23 protein-coding genes are annotated in these 24,946 nt (G+C 52.0%); 17 read left to right on the top strand and 6 right to left on the bottom strand.

From position 1 onward, the window contains the following. Positions 1-251 precede the first annotated feature (251 nt). Positions 252-1,136 (bottom strand): aldo/keto reductase, encoded by an 885-nt coding sequence (locus Q2J39_RS03525; RefSeq protein ID WP_230267333.1) that lies wholly within the window; start codon positions 1,134-1,136, stop codon positions 252-254. A gap of 357 nt (positions 1,137-1,493) precedes the next feature. Next, entirely contained in the window at positions 1,494-2,894 is a 1,401-nt protein-coding gene (locus Q2J39_RS03520) for an MATE family efflux transporter (RefSeq protein ID WP_288339131.1), read from the bottom strand. 291 nt (positions 2,895-3,185) lie between these two features. On the opposite strand from Q2J39_RS03520, the gene Q2J39_RS03515 reads away from it, so the two are divergent. The 3 genes from Q2J39_RS03515 (at position 3,186) to Q2J39_RS03505 (ending at position 8,088) form a co-directional block, all read left to right on the top strand. Then, positions 3,186-3,335, top strand: coding sequence for a hypothetical protein (locus tag Q2J39_RS03515; RefSeq protein ID WP_288339130.1), 150 nt, complete (start codon positions 3,186-3,188; stop codon positions 3,333-3,335). 25 nt (positions 3,336-3,360) lie between these two features. After that, positions 3,361-4,644 (top strand): adenylosuccinate synthase, encoded by a 1,284-nt coding sequence (locus Q2J39_RS03510; RefSeq protein ID WP_288339129.1) that lies wholly within the window; start codon positions 3,361-3,363, stop codon positions 4,642-4,644. 276 nt (positions 4,645-4,920) lie between these two features. Then, a complete protein-coding gene (locus Q2J39_RS03505) occupies positions 4,921-8,088 on the top strand; it encodes a family 20 glycosylhydrolase (protein WP_288339128.1) in 3,168 nt (1,055 codons plus the stop codon). Positions 8,089-8,266: 178 nt separating this feature from the next. On the opposite strand, the gene Q2J39_RS03500 is transcribed toward Q2J39_RS03505, so the two are convergent. Then, complete coding sequence (locus Q2J39_RS03500) at positions 8,267-9,013, bottom strand: RNA methyltransferase (protein ID WP_288339127.1); 747 nt, start codon at positions 9,011-9,013, stop codon at positions 8,267-8,269. 753 nt (positions 9,014-9,766) lie between these two features. Here Q2J39_RS03500 and pheS point away from each other — a divergent pair. Further along, the gene (pheS, locus tag Q2J39_RS03495) at positions 9,767-10,798 is read left to right on the top strand and encodes a phenylalanine--tRNA ligase subunit alpha (RefSeq protein ID WP_288339126.1); all 1,032 of its coding nucleotides are present in this window, start codon (positions 9,767-9,769) and stop codon (positions 10,796-10,798) included. 12 nt (positions 10,799-10,810) lie between these two features. After that, a complete protein-coding gene (pheT, locus tag Q2J39_RS03490; protein ID WP_288339125.1) occupies positions 10,811-13,222 on the top strand; it encodes a phenylalanine--tRNA ligase subunit beta in 2,412 nt (803 codons plus the stop codon). 278 nt (positions 13,223-13,500) lie between these two features. Here the strand turns inward: pheT and Q2J39_RS03485 are convergent, their stop codons facing one another. Beyond that, positions 13,501-14,037, bottom strand: coding sequence for a GAF domain-containing protein (locus Q2J39_RS03485; protein ID WP_353887464.1), 537 nt, complete (start codon positions 14,035-14,037; stop codon positions 13,501-13,503). 302 nt (positions 14,038-14,339) lie between these two features. On the opposite strand from Q2J39_RS03485, the gene Q2J39_RS03480 reads away from it, so the two are divergent. The 10 genes from Q2J39_RS03480 to trmD all read left to right on the top strand — a co-directional run bounded on the left by Q2J39_RS03480 (position 14,340) and on the right by trmD (position 21,450). Continuing rightward, positions 14,340-15,242, top strand: a complete 903-nt coding sequence (locus Q2J39_RS03480; RefSeq protein ID WP_230267341.1) for an ABC transporter permease — start codon at positions 14,340-14,342, stop codon at positions 15,240-15,242. A 259-nt stretch (positions 15,243-15,501) separates the two neighbouring features. After that, positions 15,502-16,581: a glycosyltransferase gene (locus tag Q2J39_RS03475; RefSeq protein WP_230267342.1), complete on the top strand. Its 1,080-nt coding sequence runs from the start codon at positions 15,502-15,504 to the stop codon at positions 16,579-16,581. A gap of 132 nt (positions 16,582-16,713) precedes the next feature. Further along, positions 16,714-16,860, top strand: coding sequence for a hypothetical protein (locus tag Q2J39_RS03470; protein ID WP_230267343.1), 147 nt, complete (start codon positions 16,714-16,716; stop codon positions 16,858-16,860). Then, the gene (gene ffh / locus Q2J39_RS03465; protein WP_288339124.1) at positions 16,850-18,262 is read left to right on the top strand and encodes a signal recognition particle protein; all 1,413 of its coding nucleotides are present in this window, start codon (positions 16,850-16,852) and stop codon (positions 18,260-18,262) included. Before Q2J39_RS03470 ends, ffh begins: the two co-directional genes overlap by 11 nt. A 119-nt stretch (positions 18,263-18,381) precedes the next feature. Continuing rightward, complete coding sequence (locus Q2J39_RS03460) at positions 18,382-18,687, top strand: hypothetical protein (RefSeq protein WP_288339123.1); 306 nt, start codon at positions 18,382-18,384, stop codon at positions 18,685-18,687. Positions 18,688-18,854: 167 nt separating this feature from the next. Further along, positions 18,855-19,499 carry a PBECR4 domain-containing protein gene (locus Q2J39_RS03455; RefSeq protein WP_230267346.1) on the top strand — a complete coding sequence of 215 codons (645 nt, stop codon included), beginning with the start codon at positions 18,855-18,857 and terminating at the stop codon, positions 19,497-19,499. 61 nt (positions 19,500-19,560) lie between these two features. Next, a complete protein-coding gene (rpsP, locus tag Q2J39_RS03450; protein WP_230267367.1) occupies positions 19,561-19,833 on the top strand; it encodes a 30S ribosomal protein S16 in 273 nt (90 codons plus the stop codon). Between the two features lie 4 nt (positions 19,834-19,837). After that, on the top strand, positions 19,838-20,086 hold the full coding sequence (locus tag Q2J39_RS03445; protein WP_230267347.1) for a KH domain-containing protein: 249 nt from the start codon (positions 19,838-19,840) through the stop codon (positions 20,084-20,086). A gap of 54 nt (positions 20,087-20,140) precedes the next feature. Beyond that, complete coding sequence (gene rimM / locus Q2J39_RS03440) at positions 20,141-20,638, top strand: ribosome maturation factor RimM (RefSeq protein ID WP_230267348.1); 498 nt, start codon at positions 20,141-20,143, stop codon at positions 20,636-20,638. Continuing rightward, positions 20,635-21,450 carry a tRNA (guanosine(37)-N1)-methyltransferase TrmD gene (trmD, locus tag Q2J39_RS03435; RefSeq protein ID WP_230267349.1) on the top strand — a complete coding sequence of 272 codons (816 nt, stop codon included), beginning with the start codon at positions 20,635-20,637 and terminating at the stop codon, positions 21,448-21,450. The genes rimM and trmD overlap by 4 nt, the downstream gene beginning before the upstream one ends. 263 nt (positions 21,451-21,713) lie before the next feature. Here the strand turns inward: trmD and Q2J39_RS03430 are convergent, their stop codons facing one another. After that, a complete protein-coding gene (locus tag Q2J39_RS03430) occupies positions 21,714-21,989 on the bottom strand; it encodes a hypothetical protein (protein WP_288339122.1) in 276 nt (91 codons plus the stop codon). On the opposite strand from Q2J39_RS03430, the gene Q2J39_RS03425 reads away from it, so the two are divergent. Both Q2J39_RS03425 and rplS read left to right on the top strand, forming a co-directional pair. After that, positions 21,982-23,049 carry a M15 family metallopeptidase gene (locus tag Q2J39_RS03425; protein ID WP_288339121.1) on the top strand — a complete coding sequence of 356 codons (1,068 nt, stop codon included), beginning with the start codon at positions 21,982-21,984 and terminating at the stop codon, positions 23,047-23,049. The two genes, Q2J39_RS03430 and Q2J39_RS03425, sit on opposite strands and share 8 nt — an antisense overlap. 408 nt (positions 23,050-23,457) lie before the next feature. Then, entirely contained in the window at positions 23,458-23,808 is a 351-nt protein-coding gene (rplS, locus tag Q2J39_RS03420; RefSeq protein WP_230267351.1) for a 50S ribosomal protein L19, read from the top strand. Positions 23,809-23,943: 135 nt separating this feature from the next. Here the strand turns inward: rplS and Q2J39_RS03415 are convergent, their stop codons facing one another. Continuing rightward, positions 23,944-24,687, bottom strand: a complete 744-nt coding sequence (locus tag Q2J39_RS03415) for an MBL fold metallo-hydrolase (RefSeq protein WP_230267352.1) — start codon at positions 24,685-24,687, stop codon at positions 23,944-23,946. Positions 24,688-24,946: the final 259 nt, after the last annotated feature.

Below are 24,946 nucleotides of genomic sequence, written 5' to 3'. Positions count from 1 at the left end.
AACTAACCTGATTTGTAAGTGAGCTTGTGAAGCTTAAGTGAACAGCATTGGCTTTACACAAATCCAAAATCGAATTCCTGCACGCAAAAATGCTGCAGTCCGCGTGATCCACTTAAGGGATCCGCAGGGACTGCAGCATTTTTCTCTGGAAAGCAAAAGGGGAAACAGTGCAGATCAGGCCGGTTTGCGCTGGGACTTTCGTTCGGTTTTACCGGAAAACTCCGTCATTCCTATCCAGTGTCCGCCTCGCTTTATGGAGCGGGATGGTACTGGTTGGTATCGGGATCGTGACCGGAAAAGCCGGTTTCAGGCAGACTGTCGATCGCCTGTATCGTCTGCTCGTCGAGTTCGAAATCAAAGACGTCGAGATTGGCTTTCATCCGTTCAAAATGGGCCGATTTGGGCAGCGGGAGAATGCCGTTCTGCAGTTCAAAACGCAGGCAGATCTGGGCGGTGGACTTGCCGGTTTTCTTGGCGATTTCTTCGAGTTCTTCCAGCTTTAAAACGCGCTGGCGGCCAAGGGGCGACCATGCCTGGACGACGATGTTATGTGCCTGGCAGTATTTCGTCACTTCGGGCTGGAGATAGCCAGGATGGTATTCGATCTGGTTGACCATGGGGGTCACTTCCATATCCATGAGCGGTTCGAGATGGTGAACGAGGAAATTGGATACGCCGATGGCACGGACTTTGCCCGCTTTGTACAGATCGATCATGGCCGACCAGGTTTCCCGGTTAAGGGCGATCCAGTCTTTGCCGAATTCGTGTTCGCACGCCGGCCAGTGGACGAGATACAGATCGAGATAGTCCAGACCGAGATCGTGCAGACTCTGGTTGCAGGCGGCGATGACATCGTCGTAGTGTCTGGCTTCGGGCGGGCATTTGGAGGTAATGCGAAGATCTTCGCGCGCAATGGATGTCTGGGCGAGGGCCTCTCCGATTTCCGCTTCGTTTTTGTACATCGCGGCAGTGTCGATCAGGCGATAGCCCGCATTCAGGGCTTCGAGCACGATATCCGCTGTGGAGACGCCGGCCACTTTCCAGGTGCCAAAGCCAGTGGAAGGAAGCACGACGCCGTTGGAGAGCGTAAAGGTTCTGAGATTGGAGGCTTCGTTTTTACAGTCGTTTGGATACATAGTCTTTTCTCCATATTCTGCCGCCGCATCCGGTTTCCGTTCGGTTTACTGTCCTTTGAACGCACGATGCCGAAGGGCATCTTGGGCTCCTGCCCTGCGCATAAGACGAAAGGTCAGAGAGTGCGGCCTGTTTTTCTTCAGTATACCAATCGGCTTCCGTATTGTTTTTTGAAGCGAATTTGAAAACGAAAACCGCTTTCTCCGACGAAAAAACCGACCCGCTCGTTTTGGAATATCGAGCGGGTCGGTTTTCGGCTGCCGTGTTTAGAGCAGGTCGGTGTTTATCGCAAGACTGTGTTTCGGTCGCTGCTCGCAAAACCGTGATTGAAGCGTGCAGGCAGAATGCGAAATGTAGGGTTAAGCCGCCGCGGTCTGTGCCTTCTGTGCGGCGAGAAGCCGGCGGGCGGGCCGTTTGATCAGCAGAGCGCCGATCAGAAGGACTGCGGCGGAGCCTAAAGAAATCGGGAAGATGGCCAGAATGGTCATGAACGTATGCGAGAGCGGGAAGACAAACAGAATCCAGAGAATGCGAACGACACATACGCCCAGCGTCGTCAGTACGGCAGGAAGAACCGAAATGCCAAAGCCGCGCAAATAGCCGGAAATGACTTCGTACTGAATGGAGAAAAAGTAGCTGCACATCAGAGTGACCAGACGCAGGTAGCCGTTTTCGATGACTTCCGGATTCGAGTTGAACAGGGAAAGCAGCGGCTTGCCAAAGGCGATGACGCAAAACGAACAGCACATGGTCACGATCATCCCTTCGATCAGACACGTCTTCAACACCTTTTCGCAGCGATGAATTTTGCCGGCGCCGTAGTTCTGACCGGTAAAGGTCGTGCACGCCTGACCGAACGAGTTGATGACGTTGTAGACGACCATTTCGATATTGAGCGCGGCGCTGCTCGACGCCATGACGATCGTGCCCAGCGAGTTGAAGCCGGACTGAATGACGACGTTGGCAATGGAGAAGACGGAAGACTGAATGCCCGAAGGAATGCCGATCTGCAAAATCCAGGTGACCGTTTCGCGATCAAACGGCTTGTGAAACAGCTCTTTCCACGTGATGAGATGCTGCTTCATCAGAATACCGAACAAAATGAAGGAGCTGATCAGGTTGGAAGCCACGGTGGCGATCGCTACGCCATCGACGTTCATGCCAAAGACGATGACGAAGAGCAGGTTGAGCAGAACATTGATCACGCCTGAAGCGGCCAGCGCGATCAGCGGAATCTGCGGCTGACCGATACCGCGGAAAATGGCGGCTTCAAAGTTGTAGAGCAGAATGACCGGCAGACCGCCCAGATAAATTTTCAGATACAGTTCAGCCAGCGGGAAAACTTCCGCCGGAACGCCCATGAGCGAGAGCGCCCAGGAGGCGATCAGCTCGCCGATCAGGCAGAGAAAGAGACCGCCGCCAATGGCGAGCCATAAGGAAGAACGGGCCGCCGTGCGCACCTGTTCGAATTTCCGGGATCCGACGCAGTTGGCAATGACGACATTGCTTCCCAGCGAAATGCCGATAAACAGATTGACGATCAGAGAAATGAGGGACGCGCAGGCGCCGACGGCGGCCATGCAGTGGGCACCCATTTCTCCAGTAAACTGACCGACGACCGCGACATCGGCCGCGTTGAACAGCTGCTGCAGTATGCCGGTAAAGGCCAGCGGCATCGCAAAAAGCAGAATCTTATCCCACAGTGAGCCGGACGTCAGATCCATGGCTGTTCTGTCTTTCTTTCGGTGTAAAAATCGCATCGGTTTTCTCCTCTCTTTACTTTTTTCTTCTTATGTCCTGCCTTATGCAGAGATTTGGCGAACGATCCCGTTTTGACGCTTTCGGCCCGGCTGTCCGGTCCATAGAACGGCCGCAGGGGAATGTTCGATACGATGGGAATGGTATTCCTCGAAAAGCGAGTTGGGAAAAGATTTCCCGTGAAAAACAGGGAAGAAAGGTGTAAACGCTTACGGTATAACATTCAAAAACTTATACCGTATATGAATAGGAATAGTTCTCTCTTTTCCAGACGATTTGTCTGGAGCGTTCGAATGGGTATGGAGCGTCAAAAAATCGAATCGTTTCCGGCTTTTCACCTTTCGCTGCCATGGGATCGGGGAATTGCCCTGCAACCGCCTGCGGGCAGTAAAAAAACTTTAAGAAAAAAAGAAAGCCTTTATACTGTTAATGGTCTGCACTGACTGCAGCTCAAAAAGGAGATATTACATGAGTGCGAAAGTTGTTGTCGGCACCCAGTGGGGTGACGAGGGAAAAGGAAAAATTGTGGATGTACTCGCCGATAAAGCGGACATGGTCGTTCGGTTTCAGGGCGGGGACAACGCCGGCCATACCGTTGTGGTCAATGGCAAGAAACACGTTCTTCATCTGCTGCCCAGCGGCGTTTTAAGAGAAGATGCCGCCTGCATCATTGGCCCGGGCGTCGTATGCAATCCGTTTGTGCTGCTCAAGGAAATGGAAACGCTCGAAAAGAGCGGGCTTTCCACCAGCCATATCCGGATTTCCGACCGAGCCCAGATCCTGATGCCGTATCACTGCTACCAGGATGAACTCGAAGAAGCCGCTGCCTCCAATAAAATTGGAACCACCAAGCGCGGAATCGGCCCGTGCTATCAGGATAAATACGCCCGCAAGGGCATTCGCTACCACGAATTCATCGATTTCGACACGTTCGAAAAGCGTCTTCGTGAAAATGTAGCCATGAAAAACAAGCTGTTCACCGCCGTATACGGCGGCAAGCCGATGGACGCGGATGAAATGGTGGAACAGTTCCGCCAGATTTACGACCGCATCGTGCCGATGATCGTAGAAAGCACGCATCTGGTCAACGAAGCGATCGATGAAGGAAAAGAAGTTCTGTTTGAAGGCGCACAGGCTGCCATGCTCGATATCAACTACGGAACGTATCCGTACGTTACCTCGTCCTCGCCAACTTCGGCCGGCGTTACCGTCGGTGCCGGTGTTGCGCCTAGCCGCCTCGACCAGGTGATCGGTGTCGTTAAAGCGTATTCGACCCGCGTCGGCGAAGGTCCGTTCGTTACGGAACTCGAAGACGAAACCGGCGAATGGCTGCGCAAGAACGGCTTTGAATACGGCGCCACAACCGGACGTCCCCGCCGCTGCGGCTGGCTCGACCTGGTTGTCGTTCGTCACGCCAACATGATCAACGGTCTGACCGATATCGTTCTGACCAAGCTCGATGTTCTCGACGGTCTCGATGAAATTCAGGTGTGCACCGGCTACGAAATCGACGGCAGGCTCCAGAACTACGTACCGTCCGATCAGGCGGATGTAGCCAGAGCCAAACCGGTTTACACGACGTTGCCGGGCTGGAAGGAAGACATCACAAAAATGCGTACGTGGGATGAGCTTCCCGAAAACGCGAAGAAGTACGTCGAGTTCATTGAAGAATTCACTGGCGTACCCGTTTCGATGGTTTCCGTCGGACCGGACCGTGAAAACAATATTGCCCATAACGATCGCTTAGATTAACGATCGTCCTGTCCGGTTTTTACAGGAAAATTGCCGCATCGCGCATATTTTCCCAAACCAGAAGAAATTTAAGAAATACAGAGAGCGATCGAACGCTCTGCCCAGACACGTATGGCGCAGACGGTTTTGATCGCTCTTTTTGTTTTTGGCCCGCTTCCATTCTGGATTGGACACAATTGCCGGCGATTTGCAGAAAGCGGTTTCGGGATCGTCCCTTTTGCTTACAATGGAGATAACAGCTTTACCGTTTAATCCAAAGAAAAGAGAAAAAAGACGATGAGAAAAACAAGATGGAAAAACACCATGGCTCTGCTGGTATCTGCCTCCATGGCCATGACGCCGGTCCTTTCGACCGCTTCGCCGATTCTGGCCAATACGCCAGAGAGTACGCAGGAAACGACGAGTCCTGCCGAAGTCAGCGATCTGCGCAAACTGGTCAATCCGGTTTTGCAGGAATATACGCCGGCCGCGCAAAGCGGAACGTGGAAACTGAGCAGTGACACCATGCTGGCGATCAGCGCCAGACAGGATCTGATTGATAACACCCAGCTTTCTGATATGGTGCGGCTGATCAGTTCGGAAATGAAAGACAAGGGATTAAGCAGCGATTTCGTACCGGTTCGCTATTTGCCGGCCGATGCCGCCGATCCAAACGGAATTCTGATCGATCTGGCTGATTCGGTGACTGAAGACTCAAGCAGTCCGGAAGCGTACCGCATCGAAATCAGCGCAGCCGGCATTCATCTCACCGGGGCAAGTGAGAAAGCCGTACTGCATGGCCTGCACACGATTGAAGCGCTTTTGCTGCAGGGCGGCGTTCCGTATGGAACGATCGTGGACTATCCGACGATGAACGAACGGCGCATTCATGTCGACTGCGCCCGCAAATACATTTCCAAGGACTGGTTCATTCGACTGATCCACGAAATGTCCTGGAACAAAATGAACGCGCTCCAGATGCATTTCTCCGAAAACCTCGGATTCCGCATCGAGTGCGAAACCGATCCGTCGATCGTGTCGGATCAGTATCTGACCAAAGCCGAAGTCCGTGAAATTCTTGCGGAAGCGAAAAAGTACGGCATTAATGTCATTCCGTCCTTCGACTCCCCGGGTCACGTGGACCAGATTCTGAAATCCCATCCGGAATATGGTCAGGTTTCCAGCAGCGGTTCGCATTACGCCTCCGGTCTGGACATCACCAACCCGGAAGCCATCGCCTACATCCGCTCGCTGTATGCCGAATACTGCGAACTGTTTGAAGGCTGCACCGATTTCCACATCGGCGGCGACGAATACATGGAATTTGACCGCGCGCCGTTTACGACGCAGTACCAGTCGGTACTCAACGCCTACGCCGTGGAAAAATACGGGGCAGGCTACACATGGAAAGACACGGTTTCCGGCTACATTAACGAGCTGGCGGAATTCGTTCATGAAAAAGGCTTTACGCCGCGCATCTGGAACGACGGCATTTACTATGGTCATTCCAGCGTATCCGGCCGTCAGAAAATCGAAATGCACGACTACATCGGCATCGACTTCTGGTCGCAGATGGGCTGGAACCCGTCGATCGCCAAACTGTCGGCCTTCATCGAAATGGGTCACAAGAAAATTTACAACATCAACTCCAGCTACTTTTATTACGTACTGCGCGGTTCCAAACCGACAGACGGACGTGAGCAGCATTCCTTTGACAACCTCAACCCGGATCAGCTGATTTACAACGAATGGACGCCGGGCAAATTCTCCGCCAATACGATCGCAGACGATTCCGAAGTGATTGCCGGTGCCGCCATCGGCATCTGGTGCGACGTGCCGGATCTGGTCGAGGAAGACGTCATTATGGACGATATCCTCTCGCCAATGCGCGCTCTCGCTTCCAAGTCGTGGAATACGCAGTCCAATACGATTTTGCCGTTTGCCGAACACCAGACGCTCGAAGAAACGCTCGGTCACGGCGGCGCCTGGACGAAAGGTACGAAACTGCCGGAAGCCCCAGCCGTTCTGCCGGCGGAAAATCTGGGCTCCGTACTGATTCACTATCAGGATGAAAACGGACAGAAAATCGCCGAAGACCGTACGCTTTACGATACGATCGGCACTTCGTATTCGATTGAACCGGCGGATGTGTACGGCTATCGCTGCACGCAGGAAGCCGTAACGGGAGCGTATGCCGAAGACCGCAAAGAAATTACCTTTGTTTACAGTCTGTACACCGACTGGTCCGAACTGGATGCACTGCTGGCTCATCCCTATACACAGAGTGACGTTCTGCCCGACGGATGGAGCGCCTATAAAGACGCGCTCGATGCAGCCAGTGCGCTTAAAGCCGCCGGTCCGGCGCACCAGAGTGAAGTCGATGCGGCCTATACAGCTTTGAAGACCGCCCAGGACGAACTCGTTTCGATGAACCGCTACGTTCTCTGGATCGAAGATCAGCATCCCGTCGAGGAAAGCAGCGTTACCCAGGGCTGGTCTGCCTACAGTGCGGCCCTCGAACAGGCCCGTACGATTCTGAACAAAGCGGACGCAACGACCAAGGAAATCGAAGACGCAGCTGCCAGTCTGCAGGAGGCCAAAAAGGATCTGCTTTTTGCCCAGGATCCGACCATCACGACCACCGCGACGAAACCGCCTTATCAGACGTACGCGTATTCGCGCATGTTCGATAACAACCTCTCGACCTACGCCTGGTTTGACGGCGAACAGGTTGCGGGAGATGACATCACCTTTACTTTTGAATACCCGGTAGAACTTTCCGGAATCCGCGTCCAGTTCCCGACGGGCGACACGGAACTCGACTACATCCGCAGCGCGGACGTCGAAGTGTCCGCCGACGGCACCACCTGGACGAAAGTGGGCGAACTCGACGGCACCGCGCGTGACGTGACGGTATCCTTTGCGGCGCAGTCCGCCAAAGCCATTCGTCTGAAAATGACGCAGTCTGTGAAGTACTGGACGAAAATCTGCGAAGTCGACTTCACCATCGCGGCACCCGAATCCGATACCGCGCTGATCGAAAAACTTGCTCAGGGCAGCGTGTTTGATCCTTCGCTTTATACGTACGAATCGTTCTGTCCGTTAATCGAAGCCCTGAATGCCGGTCAGCAGGCGCTGACGTCCCGTCAGTCTTCCGTGCAGGAGGAAATCGACGCCATTCAGGACGCGATTGACAATCTCGTCCCCAAAGGCAGCGTAGTGCTGAATCGCACGCTGCTCAAAACCGCACTCGATAAAGCCGAACGTCTTCAGAGCGACGCCAGCTTCCCGACCGCACAGACCAATGAACTGAAAACACGTGTTCTCGCGGCTAGAGGCGTCTATGAAAGTGCCGAGACGCAAGATGCAGTCGATGATGCGGCCAAAGCGCTCAATGCGTACATTCTGACGCTGCGCAAAACACCCGATGCGAACGGGCTCGAAGGGCTGAAACCCGCCAGGTAAGCATTCGGTCGTTCAGATACAAAGTCTGAAACGAAAGCGCAAACCAGAACAATATCCAGCAGCAGAAAAAGGACTGTCCGATCCAAATCTCAGTAAGGAGATCTGGAAAGGGGCAGTCCTTTCTTCGTCTGTATGTTTGTCCAGAAATATCGTTTGTCTATCAATATTCGATATGCGGTTACTTGTTCGAGCCGCCAAACTGGAAGACGTACATGAGAATGCTTCCCGCAATCGCCGCGTTGAGCGATTCAAAGGTTTTCATCTCGATGTGTACGCATTTCGTGCAGGCGTGTAAAATGTCCGGACGAATGCCCTGGCCTTCGTTGCCGATAATCAGCGCGTACTGGTCAGGAATGGCGAGTTCATGCAGTTCGACGGAATCCTGATGCAGAGCGGCGCCAAATACAGAAATATGCCGGCTTTTCAGATCTTCAATCGCTTCGGCCAGATTGCAGGTTACGACGGGCAGATGGAAAATCGCGCCCTGACTGGACTGGAGCGTTTTTGGACCGAACGGATCGGTGCAGTCGGCCGAGCAGAGAATCTTTTCGATGCCAAAGGAAAGGGCGGAACGAATGAGCGTACCCATATTGCCCGGATCCTGAATCTGATCAAGAAGAAGGACGCGTGTCGCCTGGCTGGACGTCGCATACGCCGGCTTTTTGCATAAGCCGATGTAGCGCGCATCGCTTTTCTGCGCGGACATTTTGTTTAAAACCGGCTGACTGCAGAAAATGGTTTCGATGCCGGGCAGCGTTTCGAGATTTTCGAGCTGATAGACTTTCAAAAGCAGGCCGGCCTGCGCCGCTTCCTGGATCATATGAAAGCCTTCGACTAAAAACTGGCCGCTCGCGTCGCGATCCTTTTTATTTTTGAGACGGACCATCGCCTTGACGGATGCATTTTGTAACGATTCAATTTTCATGTTCATTTCCTCAGAAGGACCGGCGGCTTCTGTCGAAGATTTCGAGAATTCCGAGAATAAGGAATTCTCGAAAAAAGTACCACCCGGATCCAGATCGATTTCCCAGAAAGGGAGCGTTCAGATTCAGCCTATCAGAAACCGGCGATCAAGCAAAAAGAGGGCCTTGAAAACTGATATGGACTGAGCGATCGCTGCGAAATTTGCGGATCGAAAACCGTCCGCACGCCTGCCGGGATGAAAAGACAGAATGGCCGAAAAGAAAGCGGAAAAAGAACGTTCCCGTCTCTTTTGTCTTTCCCGCCTGTACCTTTCCCGTTTTGTCCGCGCTTTGAAAAATACGAAGATTTACGGAAAATGCTTCAAAAGACAGAGACCGTTTTTCAACGCAAAGTTGCACGCGTTGACATCTCTGCTACAATTGTGTTCAGGCAAAGAGGGAAACGTGGCAGATCCGGCACGGCATGCAGAGAGCTTCTCACTCCGGTGAAAGAGAAGCAGTCCGAGCCCCTGTGAATTCATTCCTGAGCTGGAGCGTAATGTCTCCCCGTTTCATACGGATATCATGATTTGAGTGTGTCTGTATACGGACGAAGCGAAATGGTACCGCGGCGAAAGCCGTTTTCGCGTTCGTCCGTTTTTTTATTTTCTGGAAACGGACGGATCCTTTCCGGGTTTCCGTTCCATCTTTGCGAACATGCATTTCGCTGCAAGCTATCCTGCCGGTTTTCGCGCCGGCTTGAGAAAGGAGAAATCATGCAGAATTTTGATGAATTGAAAAACCAGATTGCACAGGATTTCGCCAGTGCGCAGGATCTTGAAGCGCTCAGCGCGCTGCGTATTGAATACCTGGGCAAAAAAGGTCAGATTGCTTCCTTAATGAAGCAGATGAAAAGCGTACCGAAAGAGGAAAAGCCGGCATTTGGTCAGGCGGTCAACGACCTGAAAACCGAAGCCAGCGCGCTTTTTGAAGAAAAGAAACAGGCTCTGGAGCAGAAGGCGCTTGAAGCGCGTCTTGCTTCGGAAAAAATCGACCTGACGCTGCCGGGACGCAAACCGGCGTACGCCAACCTCAACCCGCTTCACCTCGTTCTTCAGGAACTCGAAGACCTCTTTATCGGTCTTGGCTATCAGGTTATTGAAGGCGACGAACTCGTAGAAGACCTGTACTGCTTCGAGCGTGCCAACATTCCTAAGGATCACCCGGCGCGTGCCATGCAGGATTCCCTGTACATCGATCCGGAACATCTGCTGCGTACCCATACGACCGCGATCCAGATGAAAGTTCTCGAAGAGCAGGCGCCAAACCCGATTAAAGTCGTCTGCCCGGGCAAGGTGTACCGCCGCGATGACGACGATGCGACCCATTCCCACCAGTTCATGCAGATTGAAGGTCTGGTCATCGGCGAGCACGTACCGCTGTCCGATCTGAAGGGCACGCTGGAATTCGTTGCCCGCAAGATGTTCGGTCAGAACCGGGAAATCCGCTTCCGCCCGTCCTACTTCCCGTTTACCGAACCGAGCGTAGAAGTCGACGTATCCTGCCACATGTGCGGCGGCAAGGGCTGCCCGACGTGCAAGGGTACCGGCTGGATTGAAATTCTCGGTGCCGGCGAAGTTCACCCGAAAGTACTCAAAATGGCCGGCTACGACAGCACAAAAATGAACGGATTCGCGTTTGGCATCGGCATTGAGCGTATTGCCATGCTTAAATACGGCATCGACGATATCCGTCATTTCTATACCAACGATCAGCGGTTCAATAAGAACTTCGATCGTTTTGACTAAGGAGGGACGACTATGAAACTCTCAAGAAAATGGCTTGAACAGTATATGGATCTTGGCGATCTGACGATGGAGCAGATTGCCGACACGATTACAGCGGCCGGCTTTGAAGTCGAAGACATTATCGAACTCTCCAATGCCACGGGTCTTGTGATTGGTGAAGTGCTCACCTGCAAGGATCATCCGGATTCCGATCATCTGCACGTGACGACCGTCAATACGGGCGATGAAGTCCGTCCGATCGTCTGCGGCGCGCCAAACGTCGCAGCGGGACAGAAAGTCATCGTCGCGCTCCCAGGCGCGAAACTGCCCGGCGGCGAAATCAAGTCCGGCACGATTCGCGGCGAAGTTTCCGACGGCATGATCTGCTCGCTCGCGGAACTTGGCGTCGACAAGCACCTGCTCAGTCAGGAACAGCTCGAAGGCATTGAAGTGCTTCCGGCGGATGCGCCCGTAGGCAATACGGATCCGCTTTCGTATCTGGGTCTGGACGATACAATTCTCGATATTTCCCTGACGCCAAACCGCGCGGACTGCCAGGCAATCTGGAGCATGGCCAGCGAAACCGGCGCCATCCTCAATAAAAAAGCTGCCCTTCCAGACTGCGAAGGCGCGGCCGATGCCGGAAACGATCATCCGACAAAACTCGTAATCCGTTCCGAAACCGAAAAGTGCCCGCACTTTTACGGCAAGATCATCGGCTCGGTAACGATTAAGGAATCGCCGCGCTGGATGCGCGATCTGCTTCGTGCAGCCGGCATGCATTCGATCAACAACGTGGTCGATATTTCCAACATCGTCATGCTCGAAACCGGTCAGCCGATGCACTTCTACGACCTGGCGGCCATTTCTGCGCAGGAAATTACCGTCAAGCAGGGCCTGAACTGCGACTACACCGCGCTCGATGGCGAAACGTACAAGCTGGAAGAAGACGATCTGGTCATCACCAGCCAGGACAAGCCGATTGGCATCGCCGGCGTGATGGGCGGCGACGACTCCAAAATTGAAGACAATACGACCGGCCTGATCATCGAATGCGCTTCGTTTGACCGTGTCTGCATCCGCAACACTGCCAGACGTCTCTCGCTAAGCACCGAAGCGTCTCTGCGCTATCAGAAAGGTATCGAACCGCTAGCAGCCAAAAAGGCCCTCGATCGTGCGGTGGAACTGCTGATCGAATACGCCGATGCGAAAGACATTGAAGCGACCGTGGAATACGGATCCGCCGATTTTGAAGAAAAAACGATTGCCTGCACCCTTGAACAGATCAACAACCGTCTGGGCACCGACTTCTCGAAAGAAGAAGTGCTCGATGTTTTCGAACGTCTGAACCTGGAACCCAGCGTTGAAGATACGACGTTCACCGTTCGCGTTCCGAGCACCCGTCTCGATCTCGAAGGGCTCGCGGATCTGAGTGAAGAAGTCATCCGCATGCTTGGCTACGACCGTCTGCCGTCCACGCTGCCGATGATGGCCATGACCGAAGGCAAGCTCAACCCGAAACAGCGTCAGCGCCGCTTCGTCAATAAAGTGCTCCTTGAAAACGGCGTACAGGATGCGATTACGTACACCCTGATTTCTACCGCCAAAAAGGACAACGCGATTCTTTCCGCCGGCGAAGCCATTGAACTCGCGCAGCCGATGTCGGAAGAACGCCGCTACATCCGTACGTCCATCCTGCCGTCTCTGCTCGATGCGGCCGCATGGAACAAGGCGCATGGAAACACGGACATCAATCTGTACGAAATTTCCGAACTGACGTCTTCCAAAGGCGTAGAAGAACATCTGGCCATTGTACTTGGCGGACCGCTGACGATGACCCGCTGGCTCAAGGACGTTGTTCCGGCCGACTTCTATACCCTCAAGGGTCTGATTGAAGAAATCCTGGTTCGTCTGGGCATTTCCGAAAACCGCATTTTCTTCAAGGAAAACAAAAAGGATACCGTTCATTTCCATCCCGGACGTTCGGCCGAAATTTACATCGGCAAGGATCTCATCGGTCTGATGGGTGAAATCCATCCAACGTACGGGGCAGAAACCGGCGTGAAAAAAGCGATCATCGCCGAGATCAATCTCGATAAGATTCTGAACACCAAGAAGAGCAAAGTGAAATTCGTACCGGCATCCCGCTATCCGTCCGTTACCCGCGACCTGGCGTTCGTCGTCAAACGCGATCTGCCTGCCAGCAAGATCGTCGACGTCATCCGCCGCTGCGGCAAGCTCGGCAAGGAGTCGATTGTTCGCGATGTCGATGTCTTTGACGTGTACGAAGGCGAACATGTAGGCGCCGATGAAAAGTCGATCGCGCTGACTATGACCTTCCAGTCCGAACACCAGACGCTCACCGATGAGCAGATCACGGAAGTGTTCAACACGATCATCGAAGCCATCCAGACCCAGTGCAAAGCCGTTCTGCGCTCCGCGTAAAAACGGTTTAATCTGGAGTTTGGCGGAATCCAATTCCGCCGAAAAAGATAATTTCTGCAGCAATACACAGACAGCCTGCCCGGCTGCCTCAGAAAAACTTCTGAAGCAGTCCGGACAGGCTGTTTTTTATGTGAAAGGAAGGGGAGAACCGACGCGAAAAAACAAAGGCGCGAATCGTATCCGTCCGAAAAGATCGACCGATCAAATGACCAAAATCCAGACGACAAAAAATGCGGGGCTGAAGATAAAGAAAAGCGACAGACCAGAGAAAGACGGTTTTAAAAGGAAGGAATGACGTCTTTTACGAAGTCCAGCGTTTCCTGCAAAACCTGACTGAACAGAGTCTGAATCTGCTTCAGATCGTCCATAGACCAGTCGGCGAAATGGGATTCGTCGAGCGCGTCCAGATCGAGAACGGCACGGAAGGCGTGATCGACAAATAAGGGAAGCACAAGTTCCGAGCGCGTATCGCCATCGCAGGCAATGTGGCCGGAAAATTCGTGGACGTTATTGACCACGGTGATTTTTCGGGTATCGACGCAATGACCGATGACGCCATGGTGTGGAGCAATCCGCTCGCAGGCCGGCTTGCCCTGAAAGGAACCCAGATCCGCCGTACCGTCATGCATGATCCAGTACAGGCCGGACCAGTTGATGTTTTCATCGCTCCAGTAAATGGCGGCGATCATGTTGTTCAGGCGGCTTAACGGAGCCGTGTCGCCTTCGAAAACGGTTTGAAGCTGCTGCAGAAGAAGTTTCATAATGACCTCTCGATCCCGAAAAGAATCAGGATAAATTGGGATAAGTATACACAAAGAAAGCTAAATCCATAGAAAGAAGATTGAATTCCGCATGCAAGAAGCATTCGAATGGCCGGTTTCGGGAAGAATCTTCTATCTTCTTTCCCTGACCTGTAAACGAAGCGGGACTGCCGGATTTCTAAACGTATTCCATACAGACCTTGCTGAATACAGAACGCCGGACTGGACCGTTTATAAAGCCGGTGTTCGTTGCTTTTTGCCTTTCTTGCGCGCAAACTGAGAAATCGACATCAGAAATATGCAAAATACGGGAGTCAAAACCGGTAGAAAATCGAAATTTCTGATTCACTAGGAGTATGAAAGACAGAACAAATACAAAGCCGTCGATTGCCGGCGCAGACAAAAAAAACGGAAAGAATATCGACCTGAGTAAAGATTCGATATCCGGAAAGGATAACGTTTGCGCAGCCGATCGTTCCTTTGGCTTAAAAACATCCCGGTCCCGTCCCTGGGAAAAGAGTCTGATCGAATGGTTCTGGTTCCTTTTTATTCTGCTTGGAATTTGGACGGCAGCTGCTCTTGTCATGGACAATGCGCTCGTCTGTCCGACCCCCTGGGCGTGTCTGGAACAGATGGTGCTGCAGGTGCAGAAGCCCACTTTTTTACTGAGCGCTTTGTCGACGATCGGCCGGGCGATGGAATCGCTCGTTCTGTCCTTTGCGTTAGGTCTTGCGGCTTCGTTTCTGGGCGCGTTCTGGAAACCGGCCGGCAGTTTTCTCGGAAAGCTGGTTTCGCTCTTTCAGACGGTGCCTAACGTGTGCTACATCATCCTGCTTCTGTTCTGGACCAGCCGGGAGCAGACGGTTATTCTGACCGGCTTTTTCCTGCTCTTTCCGCTGGTGTATCGCGAGTTTTATGAACAGCTCGAATCGCTCAAGAAGCGCTACGCCGAAGTATGGAAAATTTATCCGCAGCCGGCGTGGGTACGGATGTTTGTGATCTGTCTGCCGATGATGAAGCCGGCTTTTCTGAGCGCCCTCAAAAGTGCCTCGTCGCTCGCCTTCAAAGTGTGCGTGACGAGTGAAATTCTGACGGGCCTGCAGCCGGGCATTGGCAAGAGTCTGCAGATGGCGCGCCTCGATCTCAATCCGGCCGGCGTAGTCGGCTGGAGCATCTGGCTGATTCTGATCGTCTTCTGCTTTGAAAAGCTGTGGAACTGGATCGCGGACCGTCTGTTTGGCGACGGATCCGTCCGCTAGAAAACGTAAGAGAAAAAGAAAACAGGCACGTTTTTTGAACCGCCGGCAGCCCGTGGAAAATAAACGTTTGTGCAATACGAACGCTAAATAACGAATACTGAAAGAAAAGATTGAAAGATTGACAGAGAAAACCGCACGCAGAAAAAGGGAAAAAGTCAGCCGTTCGGCTTTGCGTTTCCGCCCCTGAAAGAGACATCTGAGGACAGCATGGATACTGGCCGGAGAGCGTGCGTGAAGAAAAGAAAAAAAAGGAGAGTTTATGACCCGACCCTGTGTGTCTATTCTTGTCCCCGTATACAACGCCGAAAAATACCTGAAGCGATGCCTGGACAGTCTGCTTGAACAGACGATGCCGGATCTGGAAGTCGTTCTGATCAACGATGGCAGTACGGATTCCTCGAAAGAAATCTGTGAAGACTATGCGGAAAAAGACGCGCGCGTTCACGTGTATTCCTTTGAAAACGCCGGCGTCTCCAAAACGAGAAACCGTGCCTTAAAACGCGCAAACGGCGAGTACGTCATGTTTGTGGACAGCGATGATTTTGTCGACAAAAAGATGCTCGAGACGATGGTCAAAGAGGCGAAAAAGCGCAATCTGGACGTGCTGCAGTGCGGGTTTGTCATGGACTTTGGTCCCGTGCCGTTTTATCGCAACCCGTCGGGGCGCAAGGATTTTACGACGCTTGAAGCGGTGCATCATCTCGTGCGGGAGAAGTATCTGAACAACTACCCGTGGGGCAAGCTGTATAAGCGCGAGTGCTTCGATCACGTGCACTTTCCCGAACACCTGCCGGGGTTTGAAGATACGTGCACGATTTTCAAGGCGATTGTCGCCGCAAAAAAGATCGGTACGATTCCCAACCGCTTTTACCATTACTGGACGCACAGCGGATCGCTCACCAACTGTATGGATCTGAGCACCGTCTATCTCATGCGCTACGCCTACAAGTACCAGGAAAAGACGCTGCGCGAATACTTCCCGAACGAAGTGTTCAACTTTGATCCGCTTTACTACAACACGGACATGGTGATCATTTATACCCTGATTCTCTTTTGTCATCGACAGGACGATCCGAAATTCATCCGCTATCTGTTTCAGTGGAAAAACGTGCCGTTTTTCCCGCTCTACTTTCTGGCCTACTACGCCTGGCTTGGTATCGCCTGGATCAAGCTGGGAAGCAAAATCTTTGAAGCCCCGACATCAGAAAAACAGGCGTACTATCAGGATCCGTTTGCGGACTATGACTTTTCTGCGCCGCTTCAAAGCGAAGAAAGCCTCCGGGCAGAAGAAGAGGAAACCGTTTCCGGCAGAGAGGCGCTCGATTCACCTTTATCGTGACGTAAGTATGCGGATCTTGCTACAATAGGGGTTGCGTTCGGAAATCAGAAAAGAGAACCGCGCCATTTTGCATGGTGTAAAATGCGGTCTGGCGCATGGAAAAGGCTCTGTGCAGCTTCTGATTTCGCCTTTATGGAAGGAAAAACTGGATATTCCAGATCGTCTGTTGAAGTGAACGCAGCGGATCGCATGAAAACCGATCCGTTCGATCCTGTATCTCAGACCTGGATCGATCAGAATGAAGAAAAGATAGGAGAAACCTGCATTTATGGCATTTGAATCTCTTTCCGATAAGCTCAGTAAAACCCTGAAGAAAATTACAGGCAAAGGAAAACTGACGGAATCCAACATGAATGACATGCTCAAGGAAGTGCGCATGTCTCTGCTTGAAGCCGACGTAAACTACCAGGTCGTCAAGGACTTCATCGCCAGCATCAAGGAAAAGGCGATGGGTACCGAAGTCATGGAATCGCTCAATCCAGGACAGATGGTTGTCAAGATTGTCCGCGAGGAACTCGTCAACCTGTTAGGTCCGGAAGACGCGAAGCTGATCCTGAATGAAAACGGCATCACCAGCGTGATGATGGTCGGCCTTCAGGGTACCGGTAAAACGACCGCGTCCGCCAAGATCGCCCGTTTTGCGAAAGAAAAACTCAAGAAAAAAGTCCTGCTCGCTGCCTGCGACGTCGTTCGTCCGGCTGCGATTGAACAGCTGAAAACCCTCGGCGCGTCCATTGGCGTCGAAGTCTTCTTGCTCGGCGCCGAAACTCCGGCAGTAGAAACCGCCAGAGCAGCCAAAGCCTATGCCAGCCAGAACGGCTTTGACATGATCATCTTCGATACCGCCGGCCGTCTGCACATCGATGAAGCGCTGATGGAAGAACTCAGCGAGATGAAGCAGGAAATCGAACCGCAGGATATCCTGCTGACGGTCGATGCGATGACCGGTCAGGATATCGTCACGGTCGCTAAGGAATTCAACGAAAAACTCGAAATCACCGGCCTTGTTGTAACGAAGATGGACGGCGACGCACGAGGCGGCGGTCTTCTTTCCGTTCGCTCCATCACGTCCGTACCGGTTCTCTTTGTATCGAGCGGTGAAAAAGTCGACGATCTTGAAGAGTTCCATCCGGATCGTATGGCAGACCGTATCCTCGGCATGGGCGACATGATCTCCCTGATCGAACAGGCACAGGATAAGCTCGATGAAAAAGTGGCGAAGGAATCCGCTGAGCGCATGATGGCCGGTGTCTTCACTTTCAACGACATGCTTGCCCAGTACGATCAGATTTCCCGCCTTGGATCGCTTTCCGGCGTTCTTGGCAAAATCCCAGGCATGGGCAAGATGGGCGCGAAGCTCGATGACGACAAGATCAACAACCAGATCCTGCACTTCAAGGCCATGATCCAGTCCATGACCCCGTGGGAAAGAGAACATCCCGACTGCATTAAGAGCAGCCGCAAGATTCGTATCGCCCGCGGTTCCGGCATGAAAGTTGCCGACGTCAACAAGCTGATCGAACAGCAGAAGCAGATGTCGAGCCTTTCCAAGATGATGTCTTCCGGCATGGGCGGCCTCAACCCGTTTGCGGCGATGCGCCGCGGCGGCGGAATGCCCGGTGCTTCCAAACACGCGGGAAGCAAAAAAGTGAAGAAATCCAAGAAGAAAAAGAAAAAATAAAAATAAGCAAATACGAAAAAAAAAGCTCCCGTCGAAGAGATGCGCGAAAAAAACAGACGTACAGTTCGAAAAGGGAGCTTTTTGCATGGAGGGCTGTTCCTGCTTTTTCAAACAGATCCATGCGAGAATGGCCAATACCATCCCAAAACAGACACTTTGCCTGCGCGCATTCTGAAATACCGGTTTCTTTTCCTTCTGTATTTTGCGGCGTAAGGAAAGCCGATACAATTTCTCCATATTCTCCATATAAGGGAGAAGCAAAAACGGAAAACCAGGAGAAGAAACTGCTTCATGGCGACTATACGCTGGAGCAGAAAATCGAAATCGCAAAGTGGTGCATTGAACATGACCGGGATTATCACGCAGCCGCCAGAAAGTCTGGCTGTACGTTTTCCATGGTTTACCGCCTGAGGTTTACCGCCTGACGCGCATCGCGCACCCAGGGCTATGAAGTACTGGACAGATCATGAAAAAAGAGCAGGCAGATCCGGACTGGATTTTGTAAAAGCCGTACAGGATTCTGTTTCCAATAAGACCTGGCAAATACGAAAAAACGAAGCATAAAAGCATAAAAGAAGACGAGGAGAAGACGATGAAGAAAACCCGAATCATTCGCTGGCTGCGCAAGACGTTCATGTACATGCTGCCAAGACGAAACGTACCGTCCATTCAGAATCTGGCCAGACGCTTTGAAGAAGAACTGGCGGATCGGACCTTCATTTATTCATTTAATGAAGTGGACGCGAATGGAAAGCGCAATGGGAAGTCCTTTTCGGCGCCGGTTGAATTTGAACGGTCCGGCTTCTGCCATCTCTTTTCCATCGGCTCGATCGTCAAAAATCAGCTGAGCGATCTGAGCGAATTTTCCGGCATCCGCGGCTGGAACAACATCCAGAACGGAAAGATCACGTTCGCAAAACTGGCTAAAAGCTGTCCGGAAGAGTTTCAGTACTATAAGCACGAATACGAAATGATCGAACAGATGATCGAAACGGCCAAAAATCCGCAGGCGGTCCTTTTCGATCCGTCCAAGGCGGGCAGCACAAAGCTGCAGGCCAAAGTGATTCTGTATCGCATTTACGGGGACGAAACGGTCCATATCGGTCTCGATGAAGGAAAGGACGGCTGGTTTGTGCGCAGCTATTTCATTCGAAGCAACGACCGGGACCGGGCGTATCCGACCAAATACATCGCAAAAATGACGCCTCTCGATGTGAAAGTACGTGTCAAGCATTAATGCTTGACGGCTCATTCTGATGTGGTATTCTAATCAGGCAAAAACACGAAAGGAAACATTAATCATGGTAAAACTGCGTTTAAGAAGAATGGGTAAGAAAGGACAGCCTTTCTACCGTATTGTTGCTGCGGATTCCAGAAGCCCGCGTGACGGCCGTTTCATCGAAGAAATCGGCACATATAACCCAATTAAGAAAGATGCTCCGGTTGTGCTCAACCACGAAGCTGCTCTCAAATGGCTCCAGGCTGGCGCTCAGCCTTCCGATACGGTTCGCAGCATTCTTTCCCGCGAAGGCGTAATGAAAGCCTTCCACGAATCCAAACTCGGAAAGTAAGACAATGATTGATCTGGAAAAAACCCTGTATGATCTGTGTGAACCACTGACAGATCACCCGCAGGCTCTGTCGGTCAAAACCATGGCTTCGGCCAGCGACAAGGAAATCCTGTTGTATGTATATGCCGACGACAAGGATATTGCCAGACTGATCGGCCGCAAAGGCGTTATCGCCGGCGCTCTGCGCTCCATGATGTCCGCAGCGGCACGCTCGATCCACAAGCGCATTCTTGTGAAGTTCGAAGCCTATTAATAAAGACCAGAAAGCTGCAGGAAACCCTGCAGCTTTTTTCAAAGGAGAAACACGATGATTCGAATCGCAAAGATTATCAATACCCGCGGCCTGAAAGGGGAATGCAAGGTCATGCTCTTCACCGATCAGGAAGACGTGCGGTTTGCGAAAGGCAACACCCTCTACCTGGCCGATCATACGAAGCTGACCGTCGATAATTATTCGGTCTACAAAGGCTTTGGCTATGTTCGCTTCAAGGAAATCACGACCATTGAACAGGCGGAAAAGCTGAAAAACCAGACGCTGTATCTGCCCGAAGAAGAACTCGGCGAACTCGAAGAAGGCGAATACTACTACCACCAGCTTAACGGCTGCGATGTGTATACAACGGAAGGCGAACTGACCGGAAAGGTTACCGACATTCTTGAAACCGGCGCCAATCTGGTGCTTCGCGTTACCGATCCCAAAGACAGGAAGAAAAGCTACCTGCTTCCATTTGTCGAAGCCTTCGTGCGCACGGTGGATCCCGAAGAAAAGAAAATTGTGATTGAAGATATGGAAGGGCTCCGATGAAAATTTCGATTCTTACTCTGTTTCCAGAATATTTTGAAGGGATGATGAAGACGTCCATCCTTTCGCGTGCCATCGACAAAGGTCTGATTGAAGTCGAACTCGTCAACTTCCGCGACTTTACCCAGTCCAAACACGGTCACGTGGACGATACGCCCTATGGCGGAGGCGCGGGGATGGTGCTCATGTGCCAGCCGGTCCTCGATGCCCTCGAATCGGTACGCACACCGAACAGCGTCGTCGCACTTTTAAGTCCGCAGGGAAGCCGCTTTTCGCACGAAAAAGCGCTCGAGCTTTCCAAACTGGAGCATCTGATTCTTATTTGCGGCCATTACGAAGGCTTTGATGAGCGCATCCGTGCGCACGCCGATATTCAGCTTTCCCTCGGCGATTTTGTACTGACAGGCGGCGAACCGGCTGCGGCAGCAATGTGCGATGCCATTTTCCGTCTGGTGGACGGAGTGATCAAAAAGGATTCGAGCAGCGACGATTCCTTTTATAACGGTCTTCTCGAATACCCCCAGTACACCAAACCGGCTGTTTACGACGGACAGGAAGTTCCGGAAGTTCTCCTTTCCGGTCATCATGCCAACATCCAGAAATGGCGCCGGCAGCAGGCGCTCAAAAATACGCTGCTCCATCGGCCGGATCTGCTCGAAAAGGCGGATCTGTCCCGTCAGGACTGGATTTATCTCGAAGATCTCAAGGAAGAACTGCGCACCGCGGCTTCTGAAAATGAAACAGAAGCCGACGCAAAGGCAGCGGATGCAGCCGACGGGATCGATACCGTTGCAGAAGCAAACAGCAATGACTGATCCGGGATCGCTCCTGCCGATCGGTTTACAGAATTCAGGGATTTATACGTTTTAAAAAGAAGGCCTTCGCTCGATCGGAAAGCGAAGGCTTTTGTGCGTGCGCCCGTTGGAAAACCTGACCCGCTTCGGTGTCTGAAGATGCGGGCGCTTTCATCTTCTTAAGATGAAAGCTATAAAAATGAGGATAGTCTGCGCCCTTAACAAACGCTTTGGAAAGAGAGGGCCGTCATCGTATGCTCTCTTTGCGCTTAGTGTAAAAATCGTTAAGATAAGCGTATGAGTTCAAATCCGACCAGCATGAATAAGAAAAATCCAAAGAAGAGCGGATCGCGTTCCGCTTCTTCTTCCTCTATATCCAAACCGAAACCCAAGGCGGCCTCTGCCTCTTCCAGATCGGCAAATACAGCCCGATCCGCAAAGACAGCCCGGACGAACGCTTCAAAAACCAGATCCGCTGCGCCCAAAAAGCCGCAGCCCGCTGGAAAGAAGTCCCGGAAAAAGGCACCGAAACGCCGTCTTCGCCGCGATCGAGTGGCCATCCTGGGTCTGTGTACAGTCCTCCTGATTGGCGGCGGCATTTACGGTCTGGCCCGTTTTAACGTGTTTTCCCGTCTGCAGGACGCCATTTCCACAAATCGGACTGCAAGCCCGAATGCAGCCCGTCATGACGATATCGTTGCCGGCATCAAGACGATGAACGCGCTCGATACCGTCGACAACGTCTCCATTCTTTCCGATGACGAACTGCGCGACTGCTTCTTTTCTTCAGAAATCGATGACAGGATCAGCGAACGCTTAAAGAAGATGGGCTATACCGATCAGATCCCGCTCGAAGATCTGCGCTATGTGCGGGTGCTTTTTTATGATTTTGAAGGCAAAGCCAAAGTCGGCGAAATTGTCGTCAATAAGGAGATTGCCGAAAAGACCGAAAACGTCTTCTACGATCTGTATACCCACCGCTATCCGATTCAGAAAATGATCCTGCCGGACGCCTACGGCACCCGCATTTCCGAATCCTTCTCCGATAACAACACCGTCGGCCTCTGTTTTGGTCTTGGCGAAGACAGCCGCGGCGACGTGCACGAGATGGGCTATGCGATCGACCTGAACCCGCTCTATAACCCGCTGATCAAGGATAACGGATCAAGTCTGAGCGTCTTCCCGATGGAAGGACAGCTGTATCTCGACCGTACGATCAACGGCGACCATTATATTTACGCTGATGACTATGCGGTTACGGCGTTCGTGAAGGAAGGCTTCGTCTGGAAAGGCGATGTCGCCGGCATGAATGACTACAAGCACTTTGAATACCCGCACGCTTCCACAACCCGCAAGCAGGTCAGTTCGCAGGAAAGCGAAAATACTGAAGCCGAAAACGCGCAGGTCGAAGAGCCGATTGTAAACGAAGAGCCGGTGGAAGAAACGCCGGATGTCGTAGAAGATCCCGGCTATGTCGATCCGGGAATCCAGGACCCAGGCTACGTCGATCCTGGCTATGATGACGGCTCGAATATCTATGACCCAGGCGTCGCTGATCCGCAGCCGGAAGAACCGCAGCCCGAAGAGCCGGTTATCCCCGATATTCCGCCAGAAGCCTGATCTTTGAAGAAAGCGTAATTTTATAAAAAGCAGAAAACGAAACCGTTCTGCACGCCTTTTGATCGCTTTGCTTCCAGGGATTTACAAAACCAATGACTTAACGGTCAGATCTGGCACTCTAAAAGCAGCAGATCCCCGTCACGCTTAACGATTTTCTCTCAGGGAAATGGATGCGTACCAGGACGGGGCCTTTCTATGTCTGGAGGGCCGCTTAAACCGCCTGCCCGACGATCTGGAAAGACAGGAGAATCACGGCTTTTTCTGCAAATTTTCCCGGACACAGAAATAGAAAATATTTGCCTGTCCCGGTGCAAAATGATAAACTTTCAACGATTCTGCGGATTCCGCTGACAGATACCATGGTTATGAATCTTCAAAAGGCAGAAGCGTGTATAAAAGGAGAACGAAATGAATCTTAACCTCGTTAACGAAGTGGCTAAGAACCAGCTTCGCAATGACATCCCGGAATTCCGTTCCGGATCCACTGTACGTGTTCACGTTCGCATCAAAGAAGGCGAAAAGAGCCGTATCCAGGTATTTGAAGGTGTAGTTACCGAACGCAAAGGCGGAGGAATCGGCGAAACATTCACTGTTCGTAAGATTTCCAACGGTGTAGGCGTTGAGCGTAAATTCCCGCTCCACTCCCCAATCATCGACAAGATCGAAGTTGTTCGTCACGGTAAAGTACGTCGTAACAAACTGCGTTACCTCAGAAACCGCTCCGGTAAGTCCGCTCGTCTTAAAGAAGTACGTCGCTAAAAACAAAAGCCCGAGATTTGAAAATCTCGGGTTTTCTTTCGCTTTTCCAGACGAATTCGGGAAAAGATTCTGTCTGCGGCCTTGTGCGGCTTTGTGTATTCGTCCGTCCTATATTGCCTTCTCGATTTGAGGAGGCTAGACTTCGAAGGACATCCCGTCATGAGCAAGTTCAAAGCGCGTGCCGGCAATCCGCTGTTCAATGGTCTGCAGATCCGATTCACTCCACTCCGGATTTTTGTGGATGAGCAGAATTTTCTCACATGGAGAATCCTTTAAGCCGTCCATTAAGCCTTCCAGAGAGGAATGCGGCTTGGCGGGATTGTCGCAGATGTCCCAGCACTCATGCAGAAGAACTTTTCCCGGACGGCCCTTCCAGTCTTCGGGATTGAATTTCGTATCGGTGGCATAGATCAGGCGGTCGTTGACCGTGATTTCATACGAAGGTGCGGAGTGCACCTGCGGGCGCAGCTTGATGTCGGTCTGGCCGATCTGAAAGTGTTCGGAAGGAAAGTCTTCGATGATCACCTGATCCGCGAAGCGATCGAGCGGACGGGAGAAAAACGGAAAACGAATCAGATCGTGCAGAAACTCGGACGTGGTCTGCGCGTACGCCAGTTTTCCTGGTCCCATCAGCCGCAGCGTCTTGCCTTTGAGATACGGAAGCAGATAAATCAGACCGTTGAGATGATCGAGATGATAGTGGGAGAAAAGAATGGTCAGCGTATCGTATTTCTTTAGAAGCTCCCTGTGCTGCGCCAGGTTGGCAGCGCCGGTTCCGGCGTCTAATAAAATGAGATTCGACTGATCTTCGATCAGAAAACAGCTGGTTTGTTCCGCACCAGGAATCCAGCCGGCGCAGCCTAAAACAGTAACGTTCATACACGCTCTCCTTGCGCAGGCGAGTATCGCCTGTCTGTTTGTATTATCGTCATTTCAAAATGCGCGGTCGACGCGTTTTTTCCGTTCTCGACAGGGATGTATAGAAAACGGGGAAGAGCGCCTTTTGATTTTTGCGCTTTTCTGCTTTTTTTAAGGTTTAGCCGCTATAGTGGAACCTGTACATCCGACAGCGAGTGGGCTTTTTGGCCTCACATTGGACGCGCAAAAAATCTGTTTATAATAAGAGAGTCTCTTTTCG

It is taken from the genome of uncultured Allobaculum sp. (genome assembly GCF_948576815.1).
In the GTDB taxonomy this organism is placed as follows: domain Bacteria; phylum Bacillota_I; class Bacilli_A; order Erysipelotrichales; family Erysipelotrichaceae; genus Allobaculum; species Allobaculum fili.
This window is presented reverse-complemented; position numbering and strand designations above follow the sequence as displayed.

Bases quoted from the DNA above. Each gene is read 5' to 3' on its own strand.
- Q2J39_RS03525 (WP_230267333.1), bottom strand. From the start codon at position 1,136: ATGTATCCAAACGACTGTAAAAACGAAGCCTCCAATCTCAGAACCTTT.
- Q2J39_RS03520 (WP_288339131.1), bottom strand. From the start codon at position 2,894: ATGCGATTTTTACACCGAAAGAAAGACAGAACAGCCATGGATCTGACG.
- Q2J39_RS03515 (WP_288339130.1), top strand. From the start codon at position 3,186: ATGGGTATGGAGCGTCAAAAAATCGAATCGTTTCCGGCTTTTCACCTT.
- Q2J39_RS03510 (WP_288339129.1), top strand. From the start codon at position 3,361: ATGAGTGCGAAAGTTGTTGTCGGCACCCAGTGGGGTGACGAGGGAAAA.
- Q2J39_RS03505 (WP_288339128.1), top strand. From the start codon at position 4,921: ATGAGAAAAACAAGATGGAAAAACACCATGGCTCTGCTGGTATCTGCC.
- Q2J39_RS03500 (WP_288339127.1), bottom strand. From the start codon at position 9,013: ATGAAAATTGAATCGTTACAAAATGCATCCGTCAAGGCGATGGTCCGT.
- pheS (WP_288339126.1), top strand. From the start codon at position 9,767: ATGCAGAATTTTGATGAATTGAAAAACCAGATTGCACAGGATTTCGCC.
- pheT (WP_288339125.1), top strand. From the start codon at position 10,811: ATGAAACTCTCAAGAAAATGGCTTGAACAGTATATGGATCTTGGCGAT.
- Q2J39_RS03480 (WP_230267341.1), top strand. From the start codon at position 14,340: ATGAAAGACAGAACAAATACAAAGCCGTCGATTGCCGGCGCAGACAAA.
- Q2J39_RS03475 (WP_230267342.1), top strand. From the start codon at position 15,502: ATGACCCGACCCTGTGTGTCTATTCTTGTCCCCGTATACAACGCCGAA.
- Q2J39_RS03470 (WP_230267343.1), top strand. From the start codon at position 16,714: ATGGAAGGAAAAACTGGATATTCCAGATCGTCTGTTGAAGTGAACGCA.
- ffh (WP_288339124.1), top strand. From the start codon at position 16,850: ATGGCATTTGAATCTCTTTCCGATAAGCTCAGTAAAACCCTGAAGAAA.
- Q2J39_RS03460 (WP_288339123.1), top strand. From the start codon at position 18,382: ATGCGAGAATGGCCAATACCATCCCAAAACAGACACTTTGCCTGCGCG.
- Q2J39_RS03455 (WP_230267346.1), top strand. From the start codon at position 18,855: ATGAAGAAAACCCGAATCATTCGCTGGCTGCGCAAGACGTTCATGTAC.
- Q2J39_RS03445 (WP_230267347.1), top strand. From the start codon at position 19,838: ATGATTGATCTGGAAAAAACCCTGTATGATCTGTGTGAACCACTGACA.
- rimM (WP_230267348.1), top strand. From the start codon at position 20,141: ATGATTCGAATCGCAAAGATTATCAATACCCGCGGCCTGAAAGGGGAA.
- trmD (WP_230267349.1), top strand. From the start codon at position 20,635: ATGAAAATTTCGATTCTTACTCTGTTTCCAGAATATTTTGAAGGGATG.
- Q2J39_RS03430 (WP_288339122.1), bottom strand. From the start codon at position 21,989: ATGGCCACTCGATCGCGGCGAAGACGGCGTTTCGGTGCCTTTTTCCGG.
- rplS (WP_230267351.1), top strand. From the start codon at position 23,458: ATGAATCTTAACCTCGTTAACGAAGTGGCTAAGAACCAGCTTCGCAAT.
- Q2J39_RS03415 (WP_230267352.1), bottom strand. From the start codon at position 24,687: ATGAACGTTACTGTTTTAGGCTGCGCCGGCTGGATTCCTGGTGCGGAA.